Genomic DNA, 15,847 nt, shown 5'->3' on the forward strand with positions numbered 1-15,847 from the left:
CGTCGTCCAGGTGCCCGCCGCGCGCGACCGGCGCGCGGGAGTGGCCCGAGGCGGCCAGCTCGGCGCGGGCGGACGGCACGTCGAGGTCGGCGTCCAGCGTCACCACGGCGCGGCGCGGCACCAGCACCTCGCGCAGCCGGCGCTCGCTGATCTCCAGCGCCCCGGTCATGATCATGCGCTGCTCGGCGTTGAGGCCGCGCTGGGCCGACACCAGCTCGCGCAGCTCGTCGGCGGACATCTGCTCGGACTCCGCCTCCGGCTTGCCGCCGAACAGCCGGACCACCACGTTCGTGGACGCGCTCAACGCCCACACCGCCGGTCGTGACGCGGCCGACAGCACGTGCAGCGGCCGGGCCGCGAGCAGCGCCCACCGCAGCGCGTACTGCATGGCCAGCCGCTTCGGGGCCAGCTCCCCGAACACCAGGGTCAGGAACGTCAGCACCACCGTGACCAGGGCGATCGCCACCGGGTTCGCCGCGTCGCCGAGGAACGACAGCAGCGGCACGAGCGGCGCGGCCAACGACACCGCCGCCGTCGCCGAGGCCAGGAACCCGGCCAGCGTGATGCCGATCTGGATCGTGGCCAGGAACCGGTTCGGGTCGCGCGCCAGCCGCACGAGCGTCTTCGCCGAGGCCCGGTCGTCGCGCTCCAACGACCGCAGCTGCCCCTCCCGCAGGCTGATCAACGCCATCTCGCTGCCCGAGAACAACGCGTTCAGCAGCACCAACACCGCGACCAGCGCGATCGTCCACCCGTACCCGTCCACACCCGACTCCATACCCGCCCGGAGCCGTCCCGCAACCGGCGGGTCGGTCATGTGCGGCGACCCGTCCCGCACGGCGACCCGCCGCACCGCCGTGCGCCCGGACGCCGGCGACCGCGTTCGCCGACTGCGAGACGACCGCGGTCACGCCCGGGCACGGTGCGCAGGCGCGCGGCGCTCGTCCGCCCGACGCGGTCAGCCGACGGCGGCGTGACGGCCCGTGGTCAGGGATCGGCCGGTCACGGTCAGTTCCGTGGCGACCCGTTCCACCGCGTCGGTGAACTCGCGGTCGTCGCAGTGCCAGTCCGTCAGCTTGACCAGCAGCCACCGCCGCCAGGCCGCGACCAGGTCGGTGAACACCCCGGTGCCCTCGGGCGTGAAGCGGTACCCGCCCGCCGACTCCGTCACGTAGCCCCTGGTCTGGAGCTGCCGCGCCACCGGTTCGAACACGCCTGCGGGCACGCCGGTGTCACGGGCCAGGCGGTCGAGCGTGGAGTGGCCGCGGTCGACGCTCTGGCGGAACACCCGGACCAGCAGCCACGCCTGGGCGTGGGTGAGCGGGACGCCGGACTCGCGCAGCACGTCCGGCGTGGGGTCGCGGCGCTCCCGGCTGACGATGAGCGCCACCAGCTTCTCCAGCTCGTGCCCGGAGTCGGACGTGTGCGGCGCGGCGAAGTTGTCGCCCACCTCGGTGGCGGCGGCGCGGGCGGTGTCGCGCAGCGGCACCTCGCGGAGGAACAGCGCGACCGCGAACGCCACCGCGGCGACCGGGGCGGCGGACAGGAACACCGCGTGCAGGGTGTCCGCGTAGGCGGCGACGATCGGGGCCTTGAGCTGGTCCGGCAGGGCGTGCAGGGCCTGCACGTTCGCCGCCGCGGCCGGGTCGACGCCCGGCGGGATCGCGGCGGCGAGGTTGTCCGGCAGGCGGCTCGCGTACACCGTGCCGAACACCGCCACCCCGAACGAGCTGCCCAGCGTGCGCAGGAAGCTCACGCCGGACGTGGCGACCCCCAGGTCCTCGTAGCTGCTGGTGCTCTGCACGACGACCATCGCCACGGGCATGCACATGCCGACGCCCAGCCCGAGCACGAGCATGTACGCCGACGCCTGCCAGAACGGGGTGTCCGGCCGCAACCGCGAGAGCAGGAGCAGCCCGGTCACCATGAGCAGGCTGCCGACCAGCGGGAACGCGCGGTAGCGGCCGGTCTTGCTGATGACGTTGCCGGTGGTGACGGAGGCGATGAGCAGGCCGACGACGAGCGGCAGCATCTGCAGGCCCGACCGGGTCGCCGACGCGCCGTGCACGTACTGCAGGTACGTCGGCAGGAACGTGACGCCGCCGAGCATGGCGAACCCGACGACGAAGCTCAGCACCGTGCACACGGTGAACACGCGGCTCCGGAACAGCCGCATCGGCAGCATCGGCTCGGCCGCGCGGGTCTCGACCACCACGAACAGGCCCAGCGCGACCAGCGACCCGGCCGCCATCCACAGGATCGTCGGCGACCCCCACGGGTACTCCACGCCGCCCCAGCTCGTGACCAGGGTGAGTCCGGTCGCGGCGAGGCCGATGAGCAGGATGCCCGCGTAGTCGATCCTCGGCCGGCCCGCGTCGCGCACGCCGGGCAGCGCGGCCGCGCCGACGGCCAGGACCACCAGGCCCAGCGGCAGGTTCACGTAGAACGCCCAGCGCCAGCTCAGGTGGTCCACGAACAGGCCGCCGAGCAGCGGGCCGACGACGGTGGCGACGCCGAACACCGCGCCGATGAACCCCTGGTACTTGCCCCGTTCCGACAGCGGCACGACGTCGGCGATCACCGCCGCCGAGGTCACCATGAGCCCGCCCGCGCCGAGGCCCTGCACCGCGCGGGCGAGGATCAGCCAGGTCATCGAGTCGGCCCAGCCGCACAGGAACGAGCCCACCAGGAACAGCGCGACGCTCGCCAGGAACGCGCGCTTGCGCCCGAACAGGTCGCCGAACTTGCCGATCAGGGCGGTCATGACGGTCTCGGCGAGCAGGTACGAGGTGACCACCCAGGACAGGTGCCCCGCGCCGCCGAGGTCGCTCACGATGGTGGGCAGCGCGGTCGCCACGATCGTCTGGTCCAGCGCGGCGAGCAGCATCCCGAGCATGATCACCGAGACGACGGCGCGCTGTGCCCCGCGCCCGACCTCGACCCGTTCGACCACGTGGACCTCCCGTGCCCCGACCATAGGTCCGGCACCGCGGCCCCGCCCGCCGCGGCCCACGGCCGGGTGATCACCGCGCGCCGGGACGTCCGCGCCACGGGACGTGCCCGATTCGGGGGCACGGGCGCCTCACGGCGAGCGCGAACGGCCGCGCGACCGGGCCGGGGGCGTGACCGTGGGGTGATCCCCAGGCGGACATGATTAGGTTAGGCTAACCTGCATGCCCCGGTACTCGACGTTGGACCAGCTGCAGCTCAAGGTGCTCACCAAGGCGGCCGCCCTGGTGACGGCCCCCGCCAACCAGCGGGAGGTGTTCGACCAGTTCGTGATGGAGGTCGTGGCGGTCGCGGACCTCACGCCGCACCTGCGGCGGGTGACGTTCCGGGCGGACGGGTTCGCCGACTTCCGGCCCACCGGCCCGGACGAGTGCTTCGGGCTCGTCATGCCACCGCCCGGCCGGCCGTTGACGATGCCGGACGAGGACCGGGTCAACGTCCGCACGGCGATCCGCGCCCTGCCCGAAGCCGACCGCCCCGACCTGCGGTGGTACACCGTGCGCGCGCACCGGCCCGAGGCGCGCGAGATCGACGTGGACTTCGTGCTGCACGGGGACGCCGGGCCGGGCACCCGGTGGGCGAGGAGGGCCGAAGTCGGCCAGTCCGTGGGCTTCCGGGCGGGCAACTCGGGGTACCGCCCGCCGTCCGGCGGCGCGGTGCTGCTGGTCGCCGACGAGACCGCGCTGCCCGCGCTGGCCGCGATCGTGGAGGCGGGGGCGCCGGCGGACGCGCGGATCTTCGCCGAGGTGCCCTCGGAGGAGTACCGGGTGGCGTTCGACGCGCCGGTCACCTGGCTGTGCCGGGGCGACGACGCGCCGGGCTCGCACGTGCTGCCGGCCGTGGCCGCGCTGCCCGGGCCCGCCCCGGACTACGCCTGGGTCTGCGGCGAGTCGGCGTTGGCCACGGGCGTCCGCCGCCACCTGGTGAAGGAACGGGGCGTGGACCGCCGGTCGGTGATGTTCAGCGGCTACTGGAAGCTCGGCTCGGCGCGGGTGTAGCGGACGATCGCGGCCGAGCCCACGGCTCGACGGGGGTGGCGGCCGGCCGTCAGTCGAGGTTCTTCTCCAGGGCCGCCAGGTAGTTCTTCATCAGGTGGTCCCGGATGCCGTCGGAGGCGGGCGAGAACGGGTCGGCGGTCAGGCCCTTGGCGCGGTCGGCGAGCCCGGCGACCACCGGCATCCGGTCCCGCAGGCGGCCGGCGGAGTCGAGGTAGTGCAGCGTGCGGATGTGGTGGAAGGCCGGTTCGGGCGGCAGGAGCGCGACCACGTCGTTGTTGTTGACGAACCGGTGGGTGCGGTCGGCGAACGCCTCGTCGTGGGCCTTGGCCAGGCCGGGGTCGCACACCCGGGGCTGGCCGAAGGTGTAGACGCCGTCGGCGAGCAGCCGGGGGTCCTCGAAGTGCAGCCGCATCGCGGCCAGCGACGCCAGCGCACCGCCCAGGCTGTGGCCGGTGAACCAGATCGTCTGGTCGCGGTCGCGGAACTCCACGATCGCGTCCCGCACGCCGGGGTAGACGGAGTCGAGCGCCTCGGCGAAGCCGTAGTGCACGAAGCCCCGGCCGGCCGGGCCGGGCCACGGCGGGGTGGTGCCGTCGGAGAGCCAGTCCTGGATCTTCTTCGGCTCGGTGCCGCGGAACGCGGTGACGATCATGCGGTCGCTGCCCAGGGTGAACGCCTGGGTGTCCTCCAGCGGGAACGGCGGCCGGAACGCCGTCTCGTGGTGGCGCACCCGGTCGAAGCCCCACTCGCGGGCGGTCCGCTCGACCTCCTCGGGCGACTGGTAGGCCAGCTTCGCCGCCTCGGCCATCCGGAGCGCCTGCCGCACGCTGTAGCCGGTGGCGGTGTGGTCGAAGGTCTGGACGGGCATGACCGGGCTCCTCGTCGTCGGGTGCTTCGACCCCAGCGTGCCCCGGTGGTGGGCGCGCGGCGCGGGCCGGCGGCGAAGTGCACCGGTTCCGGTGACGCGCCGGTGGCCGTCAGGCGGTCCGCACCGGGTCGTCGGGCGACCGGCGCGCCCGGCGGAGCAGCAGGCCGCCCCACACGCCCCCGATCGCGGTCAGCGCCAGCCATGCCGCCGCGGCCGCGATCGACCTCGCCGACCACGGGTCGGCCGCGCCGTCGCCGAGGACGACGGCCAGGGCGGTGGTCGGCGCCAGGCCCAGCGCCGTGCCGGCGGCGAACGAGGCGGGGGCGACGGACGTGACGCCCGCGCCGTAGTTGGACACCGCGAACGGGACCACCGGCAGCAGGCGCAGCACCACGGTGGCGGCCAGGCCGTGGCGCGCGAACACGGCGTCGAGGGTCGCGAGCCGGCCGGAGCCGAGCCACCGCGCGACGGACCGGCGGCCGAGGAGGCGGGCGGCCCCGAAGGCGATCAGCGCGCCCGCCGTGCAGCCGACGACCGCGACCACCAGGCCCGGCAGGACCCCGAACAGCAGGCCCGACGCCGTCGCCAGCACGGGCTTCGGGAAGAACGCGGCCGTGCCCACCGCGCACAGCAGCACGAACGCGACCGGTCCCCACGGACCCCGGTCGTCCGCCCAGTCGCGGAGGCGGTCCGGTCCGGGCAGGTCGGCGAACGCGGCCGCGCCGGCCAGCGCCGCCACCGCCACCGCCAGGCCGATCACCCGGACGTGCCGCCGCTGCCCCGATCCCATACCGCAGTTCCTACCCGATGCGCCCGCGGTCGCCGGTCGCCCGGGGGAGGTCGTCGCGCCGGGGACGCCGTCCGGGCGGGTCGCGCGCGCTCCCCGACCGGGTCCGCAACCGCGTCCGCCCCGGCATATCGCCAGGTGGCAGCCCTCCGCGGCGGTAGCATCCCACTGCATGGACGAGCGTCGTGCCGGGCCGGCCCGGTTGTCGATCCGCCGCCGCGCGTGGCCGGACGTGCCGCCCGGGGACCGCGACCGGATCGACGCGATCCGGGAGGAGGCGTTCCCCCCGACCGAGCGGGGCGCGCACGACACGGTCGCCCGCCGCGACGGCCCGTGGCTGTGGACGGCGCACTCGGTCGACGACCGCCTGATCGGGTTCGCCACGGCGTTGTCCCTGCCCACGGCTCGGGCCGCCTACCTGGAGTACCTGGCCGTGCTGTCCTCGGCGCGGGGTTCGGGCGCGGGGGCGGCGCTGCTCGCCGCGGTCGCCGACGACCTGCGGGCCGAACCGGCGGTGCGCGGCATCGCGCTGGAGGTCGAGGACCCGGCCCGCGCGCCGGGCCACGACCCGCTGCCGGCCCGGCGGCTGGCCTTCTACGAGCGGTGGGGCGCACGGCCGGTGACGTCGCTGCGCGACTACTCGATGCCCGACCTCGCCCACCCCGGCGGGCTGGTGCCGATGCTCCTGCTGTGGCGGGGCGTCCGCGACGACACCGCGCCGGGTCCGGACGACGTGGCGCGCGTGCTCACCGACCTGTACCGGGGCTATTACGCGGACGTGGCGGCGGAGGGCCACCTGGAGGAGATGCTGAAGCGCATCCGGCCCGCCGACGCGAGCTTATCGGGCGCGGCCTTCGCCGCGGGCAACCACGCCGGCGCCGGGACGATCGGGACGGTGGTCCAGGCCGGGGTCGTCAACGGTCCGATCACCGTCCACCAGGCGCCCGCCCGGGCCACGACGCCCAACAACCTGCCGTTCGGCGTGCAGCGCATGATCGGCAGGCAGGCGCAGCTCGACCGGCTCGACGCGCTGGCCGGGGCCGCGTCGGGCAGCCGGCTGTGCGTCCTGGACGGCCAGCCGGGCATCGGCAAGACCACGCTGGCGGTGTGGTGGGGGGACACCGCGCGGGACCTGTTCCCGGACGGCCAGGTGTACGTCGACCTGCGTGGGTTCGACCCCACGCGGGAGGCGGTCACGCCGGAGGCGGCGGCCCGGATGATCCTCGGCGCGCTGCACGTGCCGCCGTCGTCCATCCCGTCCGACCCCGACGACCGGTTGGCGTTGCTGCGCAGCACGCTGGACGACCGGCGACTCCTGTTGATCATCGACAACGTGCGCGAGAGCGAGCAGGTCCGGCCGCTGCTGCCCCGCTCGCGCGGTTGCTTCACCGTCGTGACCGCGCGCCACCGCCTGTACGGCCTGGTCGTGCACCACGACGCCGAGCGCGTCCCCCTGCCGCCCCTCAGCGACGAGGAGTCCGTCCACCTGCTCGAACAGCGCCTGGGGCACCACCGCGTCCAGGCCGAGCGCGCGGCCGTGGACCGGGTCGTGGCCGCGTGCGGCGGGCACCCGCTGGCGTTGAGCGTCGTGGCCGCCCGGGCCGTCGACGACCCCGCGAACTCGCTCGCCACCATCGTCCGGGCGCTGGAGAGCAAGAGCGAGGCGCTGGACGTCCTGCGGCTGGCGGACGCGGGCGACCTGCGCGCGGTGTTCTCCCTGTCCTACGACAACCTGTCCCCCGCCATGGCGGAGGGCTTCCGGATCCTGGCCCTGTTCCCCGGCTCCGCGATCGACGTGGCGTCCGCCGCCGCGATGACCGGGCACGACCAGTTCCAGGCCAGGGAGACGCTCACCGAGTTGGTGCGCTGCCACCTGCTGGGCCGCACCACGGCCACCCACTACTCCTTCCACACCCTGGCCCACGCCTACGGCCTGGAGATGACCCGGCGGCACGACGCGCCGGGCCGCCGCGCGGACGTCCTGGTCGCGCTGCTCAACCACCTGCTGCACGCGGCCCACCGCGCCGACCGCCTGATCAACGACCACCGCCGGCAGGTGGCGCTCGCGCCGTGCCTTCGGCCCGAGCTGCTGCCGGTGCTCGCCGGCCGGTCCGACGCGATGGCCTGGTTCACCGCCGAGTACGACAACCTGCTCGCCGCCATCGCGCTCGCCACGGCCGAGCAGCTCCACCCCTACACGTGGCAGCTGGCGTGGACGATCCCCAACTACGCCTACCTGACCGCGCGCCTGCGGGACTGGATCGCCACCTGCGCCGACGCGGTCGCGGCGGCCGCGCGGCTCGGCGAGCGGTCGGTGGAGGTCCGGCTGAGGCAGTCGCTCGCGCGGGCGCTCGGCGAGAGCGGCGACCACGCGGCCTCGATCGCGGAGTACACGACCGCGCTCGAAGCGCTCGAGGAGCTGGGCGACGTGCCGGGTCGGGCGAACGCGCTCAACGGCCTCGCCGACGTGCGGCTGCGCGCGGGCGCGTTCGCGGACGCGTTCGACTCGGCGTCGGAGGCGCTCAAGCTCTACGCCGGGCTGGGCGACGACGCGGCCACGGCCGGCACCTTCCGCCTCCTCGGCCGCACCTGCCAGGCCCTGGGCGACCCGGTCGAGGCCAGGCGTCACCACGGGCTCGCCCAGCAGCTCTACGCCAGGTCCGACAACGCCTACGGGCTCGCGCACGTCGCCGACTCGATGGCCGACCTGGAGTCGACCACCGGCCGCGACGACCTGGCCGAGGCGCACCTGCGCCGGGCGGTGGCGCTGCACTACCGGGCCGAGAACCTGAACTACGCCGCGCGGTCGTGCCGCCGGCTGCGCGACCTGCTGCTCGCCTCCGACCCGGGCCACCCGTCGACCGACCTGCTGTCGCGCGCGATCGCGGTGCTGGAGGACAACCGGAAGTCGGAGGCCGCGCCGCTCATCGCGCGGATCGCGACGCCGTGACGGGTTCGGCCGGCACCGGGTCCGGGCCACGACGTCGGCGAGCCGCCCGCCCCGCCGTCACGGCGACTGGTCCTCGGGCCACGGCCAGTCGAGCAGCTTCGCGCCCAGCACCGCGACCTGGAGCGACAACGCCTGCACCGGGTCGTCCACGTGGTGACCGGTGAGTTCCGCGACGCGTTGCAGGCGGTAGGTCACCGTGCGCACGCCCAGGTGCAGCTCGCGGGCGCAGGCCGCCGCGACCCGGCCGTGGGCGAAGTAGGCCGACAGCGTGTCCAGCAGGGGTCCCGGACCGCCCCGCACGTCGCGCAGGGGCTCCAGGACGACCGACACCAGGTCGGCCAGCGCGGCGCTGTCGCGCAGCAGCACCTGGTAGACCAGCAGGTCCACGGCCTTGTGCAGGCGTCCGGGCAGGTCCAGCCGCTCGGCGAGGTCCAGGGCGTACCTGGCCTGCTCGAACGACCGCACCACGCCGCCGGGCCCGGAGTGGGCGCGGCCGAGCCCGACCCGCCACGCCGTGTCGCCGAGCGCGGCGGCGACCTGCCGCGTGAACTCGTCCGGCACGTCGGTCATCACGTCGGGCGCGACGCAGACCAGCAGGCCGTCCTTGGTGGTGACCAGGACGTCGCGGGAGTCCCGGCGCAGGCCCGGCGACGCCTCCACGGCACGGGCCACCTCGCCGCCGTCCACGATCGGCCGCGCGGAGCGGACGGCCGCGACGACGTTGCCGCCGGCCAGCCGGAACCCGAACCGCTCCGCGCGTTCGGCCAGCTGACCCAGGTTGCGCCCGTCGAGCAGGTCGTCGACGAACTCGCGGCGGAACGACTCCTCCTGGCGCACCGCCCAGCGCTGCGCCTCCTCGTAGCCCTCGGCGACGGCGACCACGGCGGCGTCGGCGGCCTTCAGCACCGCCTCCCCCGCCGTCCGGACGGCGTCCGCGCCGACCGCGTCCCGCACCCCCGACAGCGACGCCCACGCCAACCGGGTGGCGCTCAGGTGCAGGTCGATCACCCCGCGCAGGGGCACGCCGCGCTCCGCCGCCCGCGCGCCCGCCTCGCGCCGGACCCGCAACTGGGTCGGGCGCAGCCGCCGCCCGGTCGCGCTGACCTCGTCCAGCCCTTCGAGGTAGCCGCGGAGGAGGTCGGTGGGCACGCCGTTGGCGTACCGGGCCGCGCGGTCGGCGATCTCCGCCCACCGCCCCGGCTCGTGCTCGGGCGTGGAGGCCCGCCTGGTTCGCGCCATGCGCACGAGTCTGGCAACCCCGGCCGCCGGAGAGGGCCGGAACGGCGGTGAACGGTCGAACCGGTTGCCGGTGTCCGGCAAGCAGCCGTCCGCGTCTTCGGCCTCCTCCGGCCCTTCCGCCGCCCGTGCCGCCGCGCGAGCATCGAAGCGGGCGACGGGGAGGAGTCGGGATGCGGTGGCCGTTGTGGAGCGTGCTCGTCGGGCTGCTGATCGCGTCCGCGGCCCGGACACCGGCGATGGCGACCGCGCTCGCCACCGGCCTGGTCACCGCCGGGGTCGGCGCGCGGCACCGGCTCGCGGCGGCCCGGCCGGGACGCGTCCGGCTGACCCGGCGGGAGCGGAAGGCGTTGCGGGAGGTCGAACGGCGGCTGGCCGCCGAGGACCCGGACTTCGCGGCACGCCTGCGGGAGCCGTGGTGACGGGCGATCCCCGGGTCACACGGGGCGCGCACACGTCCCCGGCCTTCGGCGGGCCCGACGATCGCCTCGGGGAGCGCACCCTCCGGCCCGACGCGCCACGCCGGCGGGGCGTCGGACGGTGTTCGACCTGACGGACGGCGGGGACGGCGAGCCGCCGGGCGGGGTCGATCGGCGGGGGCCGCCCACGCCGCCGGCCGCGTCGGGCGTGCCGCGGGGTGAGCGGCTGGGGCGGGTCAGCCGACGGCGCGTTCGCCCTCGCCCGGCGCGGGGTTCGGCGCGGGGGTCGACCGCTCGGGCGCGGTCGCGGAGCGGGCGGTCCAGTCCGCGCCCAACCTGGTCCGGCGGGGGTTGGCGACCGGGTGCCCCGTGTCCGTCTCGTGCATCGTGCCTCCAGGTGGAACCGGTTACGCCCTTCGGAGGTTTCCGCCGCCCGGCACGGTCAAACGATGAGGTGCGTCACCCGCCTCACCAGTAGCTGCGCCAGTCCGCGCGCAACCGGCGGGACAGGGCTTCCAGGTAGAAGTAGTCGCCCCACAGGGTGCCCTCGTCCACGCCGACGTTCTTGGGCTTGTCGTAGACGCCGTGCAGCAGCAACGGGGCGGCCGGGGTGGCGGACGCGGGCGCGTAGCCCGCCGCGAGCGCGGCCAGGATGGCGTCCCCCTCGGCCCGGTACCGCACCGCGGCGTCCCGGTCCTCCAGGTGGTCCGCCAGCTCGTACAGCCCGCACACCGCGATGGCGGCGGCCGAGGAGTCGCGCTCCTCGCCGCTGCCGTCGGCGAACACGAGGTCCCAGTAGGCCACCCGGTCGTCGGGCAGGCGGGAGAGGAAGTGGTCCGCGCACCGCCGGGCCGCGTCGAGGAACGCGGGCTCCCCCGCGTGCCGGTAGCCCAGCGCGAACCCGTAGACGCCCCACGCCTGCCCGCGCGCCCAGCACGACCCGTCCCGGTGGCCCTGCTCGGTCGCGCCGCGCAGGGGCTCGCCGGTCTCGGCGTCCCAGTAGAACGTGTGGAACGTGGTGCCGTCCGGCCGGATGATGTGCCGCCGCAACTGCTCGGTGTGGCGGACGGCGGCGTCGGCGAAGTGCCCCGAGCCGGTCGCCTCGCCCGCCCAGTACAGCAGCGGCATGTTCATCAGGCTGTCGATGATGGTCCGGCCGCGCTGCCTCGGGTCGGCCAGGTCGCCCCACGCCTGCACGATGCCCGCGGGCTCCAGGAACCGGCGCATCAGGTGCCCGGCGGCCGCCAGCGCGGCCTGCCGCGCCCGGTCGTCACCGAGCAGCCGCCACGGCGTCACGCACGACAGCGTGTACAGGAACCCGAGGTCGTGGGTCTCCAGGTCGATGCCGCGCTCGACGCGGTCCGCGAAGCTGTCGACCTGGCGACGGGCGGCCGCCAGCACGTCCTCGTCGCCGGTCCCCTCCCAGGTGAGCCACAGCATCCCCGGCCAGAAACCGGTCGTCCACCCCGCGTTGGCCCCCTCGGGTTGACCGCCGCGCGGGGTGCGGGGCCGGTAGGCGCCGGCGGTGGTCGTGTCGTCGGGGTACCAGGCGTCGAAGTCGGCGATGTTGCGCCGGACGGTCGCCACCGCGGCGTCCCAGGCCGCGGCCGGCTGATCGGTGGTGGTCGGTGCGGCGCGGTGTGCTTCCGCGGTCATGCTTCTCCCTCGGAACGGGGTGACGGGACGGGTGGGCGCGGGTCAGCGCGCCGCGAGCGGGCCGAGCGGCCGCAGGGTCGCGCGGCTGCCCACCCACACGACGTAGAGGGCGGGACCGGTGAGCAGGGCGAGCGCCGGCACCGGCAGGGCGGCGACCGCGGCCGCGAGCACCCACAGGGCCGCCAGCGACACCGCGGTGAAGTGTGCGCGCCGGACCGCGAGGAACAGGCACGCCTTCGCCAGCCGCCGGACGGGCACGTCGGGGTGCTCGACCACGGCGGTGAGCGCGACCAGCGCGGTCGCCGCGGTGAGCGCGACGAGCACGACCAGCACCGGGATCGCGACGGCCCCGACCGGGCTGCCCCAGGCGGCGTGGACGTCCACGACCAGCACCACCAGCACGGCGGCAGCGGCGGCGGCCACGGCCGAGGACCGGCGGGCGTGCCGGCGCCACGCGCGCCCGAAGCCCCGGACGACCGGCGCGCCGCCGTCCCGCGCGGTGGCGGCGAACACGGCGTGCGCGGCGGCCACGGCCGGGCCGAGGACCGGCGCGGTGGGCACCAGCAGCGGCCAGCTGGTCGTGACCGGCGTGAACAGCAGCACGGCCAGGAACGGCGCGGCGGCGAGCACCACGAGCACGCCGGTGGCCAGCAGGGCGTAGGCGGTGGTGAAGATCCGGTCGTAGGTCTCGTGGGTCACGTCGTCAGCCCTTCATCCCGCTGGTGGCGATGCCCTGGACGAAGTACCGCTGGCCGAGCAGGAACACGACCGCGATGGGCAGCACGGACAGCACCGAGCCGGTCATGATCAACGCGTGCTCGGCGTTGTACTCGCTGACGAACGACTTGAGGCCGAGCTGGATGGTCCACAGGTCGGGGTCGCGCAGGTAGATCAGCGGGCCGAGGTAGTCGTTCCAGGTGGTGACGAACGTCAGCAGGGCCAGGCCGGCCAGCGCGGGCGCCGACAGCGGCAGCATGATCCGGAAGTAGATGCCGTACTCGCTCAGGCCGTCCACGCGCGCGGCCTCGCACAGCTCGTCGGGGATGGTCGCGTAGTACTGGCGCATGAGGAACACGCCGAACGCGCCGAACGCCTGCAACGCGACGATCGACCACAGGGTGTTGGTCAGGCCGACCTCGGACATCATGATGAACTGCGGGATCATGTACGCCTGCCACGGCACCGCGATCGTGCCGATGTAGAGCAGGAACAGCAGGTCGCGGCCGGGGAAGCGGGCCTTGGCGAACCCGTAGGCGGCGAAGCTGCCGGTGAACAGCTGCAGCACGGTCACCACGAACGACAGGAAGACGGTGTTCTTCAACCACACCACCAGGTCGGAGACGCGCCAGATCTCCAGGTAGTTCGACCACTGCGGCGAGTCGGGGAACCAGCGCACGGGGATGGCGAAGACGGCGTTGTCGGTCTTCAACGACGACGAGACCATCCAGAAGAACGGCAGCAGCAGCCCGGCCGCCGCCAGCGCCAGGACGGCGTAGCCCACGACCCGGCCCGCCGCGCGGCTCCGCCGGTCGCGCCGGTCCGGGGGCGCGACGACGTCCGGGACGGTCGCGTCGGCGAGGGTGTTCGGGGCGGCCATCAGGCGTTCCTCCTGCGGTTGACGAGGAACTGCACGACGGTGACCGCCATGCAGAGCAGGAACAGCACGACGGAGATGGCCGAGGCGTAGCCGAACCGGTTCTCGACCAGGCCCTTCTGGTAGATGTACTGGGACAGCACCAGGGTGGACTGGCCGGGTCCGCCGTTGGTCATGACCAGGATCAGGTCGAAGACCTTGAAGCTGCCGATGGTGAGCATCACGGTGACGAAGAACGTGGTGGGGCGCAGGCAGGGCAGGGTGACGTTGCGGAAGCGCTGCCAGGCGTTCGCGCCGTCGATGCGGGCGGCCTCGTGCAGTTCCGGCGGCACGGTCTGCAACCCGGCCAGGAACAGCAGCATGTAGTAGCCCATCTCGCGCCAGACGCCGACGACGATCACGGCGGGCATGGCCCAGTCCGACGACGCGGTCCAGCCGGGCGGGTCGTCGACCCCGACCAGGCCGAGGATCTGGTTGATCGGCCCGGCGTCCCGGCTGAACAGCAGGTTCCACGCGATCGCGATGGCCACGATCGAGGTCACGTAGGGGAAGAACGCGGCCGTGCGGAAGAACGCCACCCCGCGCAGCTTGCGGTTGAGCAGCAGCGCCAGCCCGAGCGAGAGGGCGAGCGTGAGCGGGATGTGGAACGCGGAGTAGTACAGGGTGTTGAGCAGCGCCCGGTGGAAGCTCGCGTCCTTGAGCAGCCGGGTGAAGTTGTCCAGCCCGATCCACTTGGCCGTGCCGAACACGTTCCAGTTGGTGAAGGAGATGTAGAACAGCGCGACGACCGGCCCCAGGGTGAGCAGGCCGAAGCCGAGGAAGTTCGGCAGGACGAACGACACGCCCTGCAGTGACCGGCGGGCCCGGTGCGACCGCCTGGCGCGGTCCGCCGCGGTGCCGCGCGGGCGGCCGACCGTCGTGGTGCTCATCGGCGTTGTGCTCCTGGTCGGGTGGTGTGCTGGTGGACCGGTGCGGGCCCGGCCGGCGTCGGGCCGGACCCGCACGGCGTCATCGGGATTCGAGCACCTCGCTGCGCGCCCGCTCGCCCGCCTGCTTGAGCGCCTCGTCCACCGGCGTGCTCCGGGACATGATCGCGGAGTGGGTCTCCTGCAGGATGTTCTGCAACGCGGCCGTCTGCGGCGAGACGGGGTTCTCCGCGCGGGTGTCGTGCGTGGTGAAGGAGAAGCGGGACAGCTCGTCGGACGGCACGCCCTCCACGCCGAAGTACGCCTGCACGACCGGGTCGGTCAGGGTGGCGGGCGTGATGCCGATCGACGCCAACGCGGTCGCGCCGCCCTCGCCGGAGACGAACGCCAGGAACTCCTTGGCCGCCGCCACCTTGCCCTCGTCGATCGCGGCGTTGACGCCCAGGCCCGTGGGGTCGCCGAAGGTGACCGGCTTGTCCTTCGTGCTCGCGTCGCGCTGCGGGGCCGGGGCGAAACCCCACTGGAACGCCTGCGCGTCGCCCTTCTTCTGCTGCGCGATCAGGGTCGCCACGTACCAGCTGCCCATGAGCATCATCGCGGCCTGCTGCGTGCCGAACTGCGCCTGGTACTGGAGGGTGTTCGTGGTGGCCGTGCCGTAGTCCACCTGCGAACCGGCGTCCTGGAGCTGCAGGGCGCGCCGGTAGTACGGCGCGAGGTAGCCGTAGTCACCGCTGAGCAGGTCCGCGCCGGGCGTCTGGGCCAGCGCCAGGCCCTGCACGGTGGACTGCCAGACGTGCTGGTAGACGGCCTTGGCCGGGGAGCCCGCGGCCTTGAGGCCCGCGGTCAGGTCCGCCGCGGCCTTCTCGTACTCCGCCCACGTCCACGCCCCGGCGGGCGGCGTCACCCCGGCGGCCGCGAAGAGGTCCTTGTTGTAGTACAGGTACCAGGAGTCCTGGCGGTAGGGCACGGCGTACGTCGCGCCGTCCACCTTGTAGTTGCCCAGGCCGTTGACGCCGTCGCCGAGGCCGCCCGCGACGTCCGAGACGTCCAGCAGCTGCTCGCCCGACTGGTAGGTGATGAAGTTCTTGAGGTTCTTCAGCACGTACACGTCGGGCGCGCTGCCGGCGGCCAGGTCGGCGGTGAGCTGGGTGTCGTAGTTGGTGGCGTCGTACTCCTTGAACTCCACCGTGACGTCGGGGTTGCTCGCGTGGAACGCCTCGGCGAGCTTCTTGAACTCCGGGGTGGTGTTGAGGCTCCACGCGCTCATCGTGAGGGTGACCGGACCGCCGCTGTCGGCGGGCTCGTCGGAACCGCACGCGGTCGCGGTGAGGGAGAGGGCGGTGACGGCGGCCGCGAGGGCGGTCCACCGGGAACGGCGGTGTCGCATGGTCCTTCACTTCCTGG

At 74.4% G+C, this 15,847-nt stretch carries 14 protein-coding genes; 3 read left to right on the plus strand and 11 right to left on the minus strand.

Annotated features, from left to right (window positions below; translation table 11 throughout):
• Positions 1-766, minus strand: a 766-nt coding sequence (locus ACWEFJ_RS35745; RefSeq protein ID WP_449716476.1) for a hemolysin family protein, incomplete at its 3' end; no start/stop codon positions are given.
• Positions 767-958: 192 nt separating this feature from the next.
• A complete protein-coding gene (locus ACWEFJ_RS35750) occupies positions 959-2,977 on the minus strand; it encodes an MDR family MFS transporter (protein WP_449716477.1) in 2,019 nt (672 codons plus the stop codon).
• Between the two features lie 196 nt (positions 2,978-3,173).
• On the opposite strand from ACWEFJ_RS35750, the gene ACWEFJ_RS35755 reads away from it, so the two are divergent.
• Positions 3,174-4,007, plus strand: a complete 834-nt coding sequence (locus ACWEFJ_RS35755; protein ID WP_449716478.1) for a siderophore-interacting protein — start codon at positions 3,174-3,176, stop codon at positions 4,005-4,007.
• 49 nt (positions 4,008-4,056) lie between these two features.
• Here the strand turns inward: ACWEFJ_RS35755 and ACWEFJ_RS35760 are convergent, their stop codons facing one another.
• Positions 4,057-4,875, minus strand: coding sequence for a lipase family protein (locus ACWEFJ_RS35760; RefSeq protein WP_378096863.1), 819 nt, complete (start codon positions 4,873-4,875; stop codon positions 4,057-4,059).
• A gap of 109 nt (positions 4,876-4,984) precedes the next feature.
• Positions 4,985-5,665, minus strand: a complete 681-nt coding sequence (locus ACWEFJ_RS35765) for a TVP38/TMEM64 family protein (RefSeq protein WP_449716479.1) — start codon at positions 5,663-5,665, stop codon at positions 4,985-4,987.
• A 169-nt stretch (positions 5,666-5,834) separates the two neighbouring features.
• Between ACWEFJ_RS35765 and ACWEFJ_RS35770 the strand changes: the two genes are divergently transcribed.
• Positions 5,835-8,612 carry a GNAT family N-acetyltransferase gene (locus tag ACWEFJ_RS35770; RefSeq protein WP_449716480.1) on the plus strand — a complete coding sequence of 926 codons (2,778 nt, stop codon included), beginning with the start codon at positions 5,835-5,837 and terminating at the stop codon, positions 8,610-8,612.
• A gap of 57 nt (positions 8,613-8,669) precedes the next feature.
• Here the strand turns inward: ACWEFJ_RS35770 and ACWEFJ_RS35775 are convergent, their stop codons facing one another.
• Complete coding sequence (locus ACWEFJ_RS35775) at positions 8,670-9,851, minus strand: PucR family transcriptional regulator (protein ID WP_449716481.1); 1,182 nt, start codon at positions 9,849-9,851, stop codon at positions 8,670-8,672.
• Positions 9,852-10,021: 170 nt separating this feature from the next.
• On the opposite strand from ACWEFJ_RS35775, the gene ACWEFJ_RS35780 reads away from it, so the two are divergent.
• Positions 10,022-10,270, plus strand: a complete 249-nt coding sequence (locus tag ACWEFJ_RS35780; protein WP_449716482.1) for a DUF3040 domain-containing protein — start codon at positions 10,022-10,024, stop codon at positions 10,268-10,270.
• Positions 10,271-10,503: 233 nt separating this feature from the next.
• Here ACWEFJ_RS35780 and ACWEFJ_RS35785 read toward each other — a convergent pair whose 3' ends face one another.
• The 6 genes from ACWEFJ_RS35785 to ACWEFJ_RS35810 form a co-directional block, all read right to left on the minus strand.
• The gene (locus tag ACWEFJ_RS35785) at positions 10,504-10,653 is read right to left on the minus strand and encodes a hypothetical protein (protein WP_449716483.1); all 150 of its coding nucleotides are present in this window, start codon (positions 10,651-10,653) and stop codon (positions 10,504-10,506) included.
• 82 nt (positions 10,654-10,735) lie between these two features.
• A complete protein-coding gene (locus ACWEFJ_RS35790) occupies positions 10,736-11,923 on the minus strand; it encodes a glycoside hydrolase family 88 protein (RefSeq protein ID WP_378096556.1) in 1,188 nt (395 codons plus the stop codon).
• Positions 11,924-11,965: 42 nt separating this feature from the next.
• On the minus strand, positions 11,966-12,622 hold the full coding sequence (locus ACWEFJ_RS35795) for a hypothetical protein (protein ID WP_378096553.1): 657 nt from the start codon (positions 12,620-12,622) through the stop codon (positions 11,966-11,968).
• A gap of 4 nt (positions 12,623-12,626) precedes the next feature.
• A complete protein-coding gene (locus ACWEFJ_RS35800) occupies positions 12,627-13,520 on the minus strand; it encodes a carbohydrate ABC transporter permease (RefSeq protein ID WP_449716484.1) in 894 nt (297 codons plus the stop codon).
• On the minus strand, positions 13,520-14,446 hold the full coding sequence (locus tag ACWEFJ_RS35805) for a carbohydrate ABC transporter permease (protein WP_378096547.1): 927 nt from the start codon (positions 14,444-14,446) through the stop codon (positions 13,520-13,522). The genes ACWEFJ_RS35800 and ACWEFJ_RS35805 overlap by 1 nt, the downstream gene beginning before the upstream one ends.
• Positions 14,447-14,525: 79 nt before the next feature.
• On the minus strand, positions 14,526-15,830 hold the full coding sequence (locus ACWEFJ_RS35810) for an ABC transporter substrate-binding protein (RefSeq protein WP_449716485.1): 1,305 nt from the start codon (positions 15,828-15,830) through the stop codon (positions 14,526-14,528).
• Between the last annotated feature and the right edge of the window lie 17 nt (positions 15,831-15,847).

The sequence above is a fragment of the Actinosynnema sp. NPDC004786 genome (assembly GCF_053601135.1).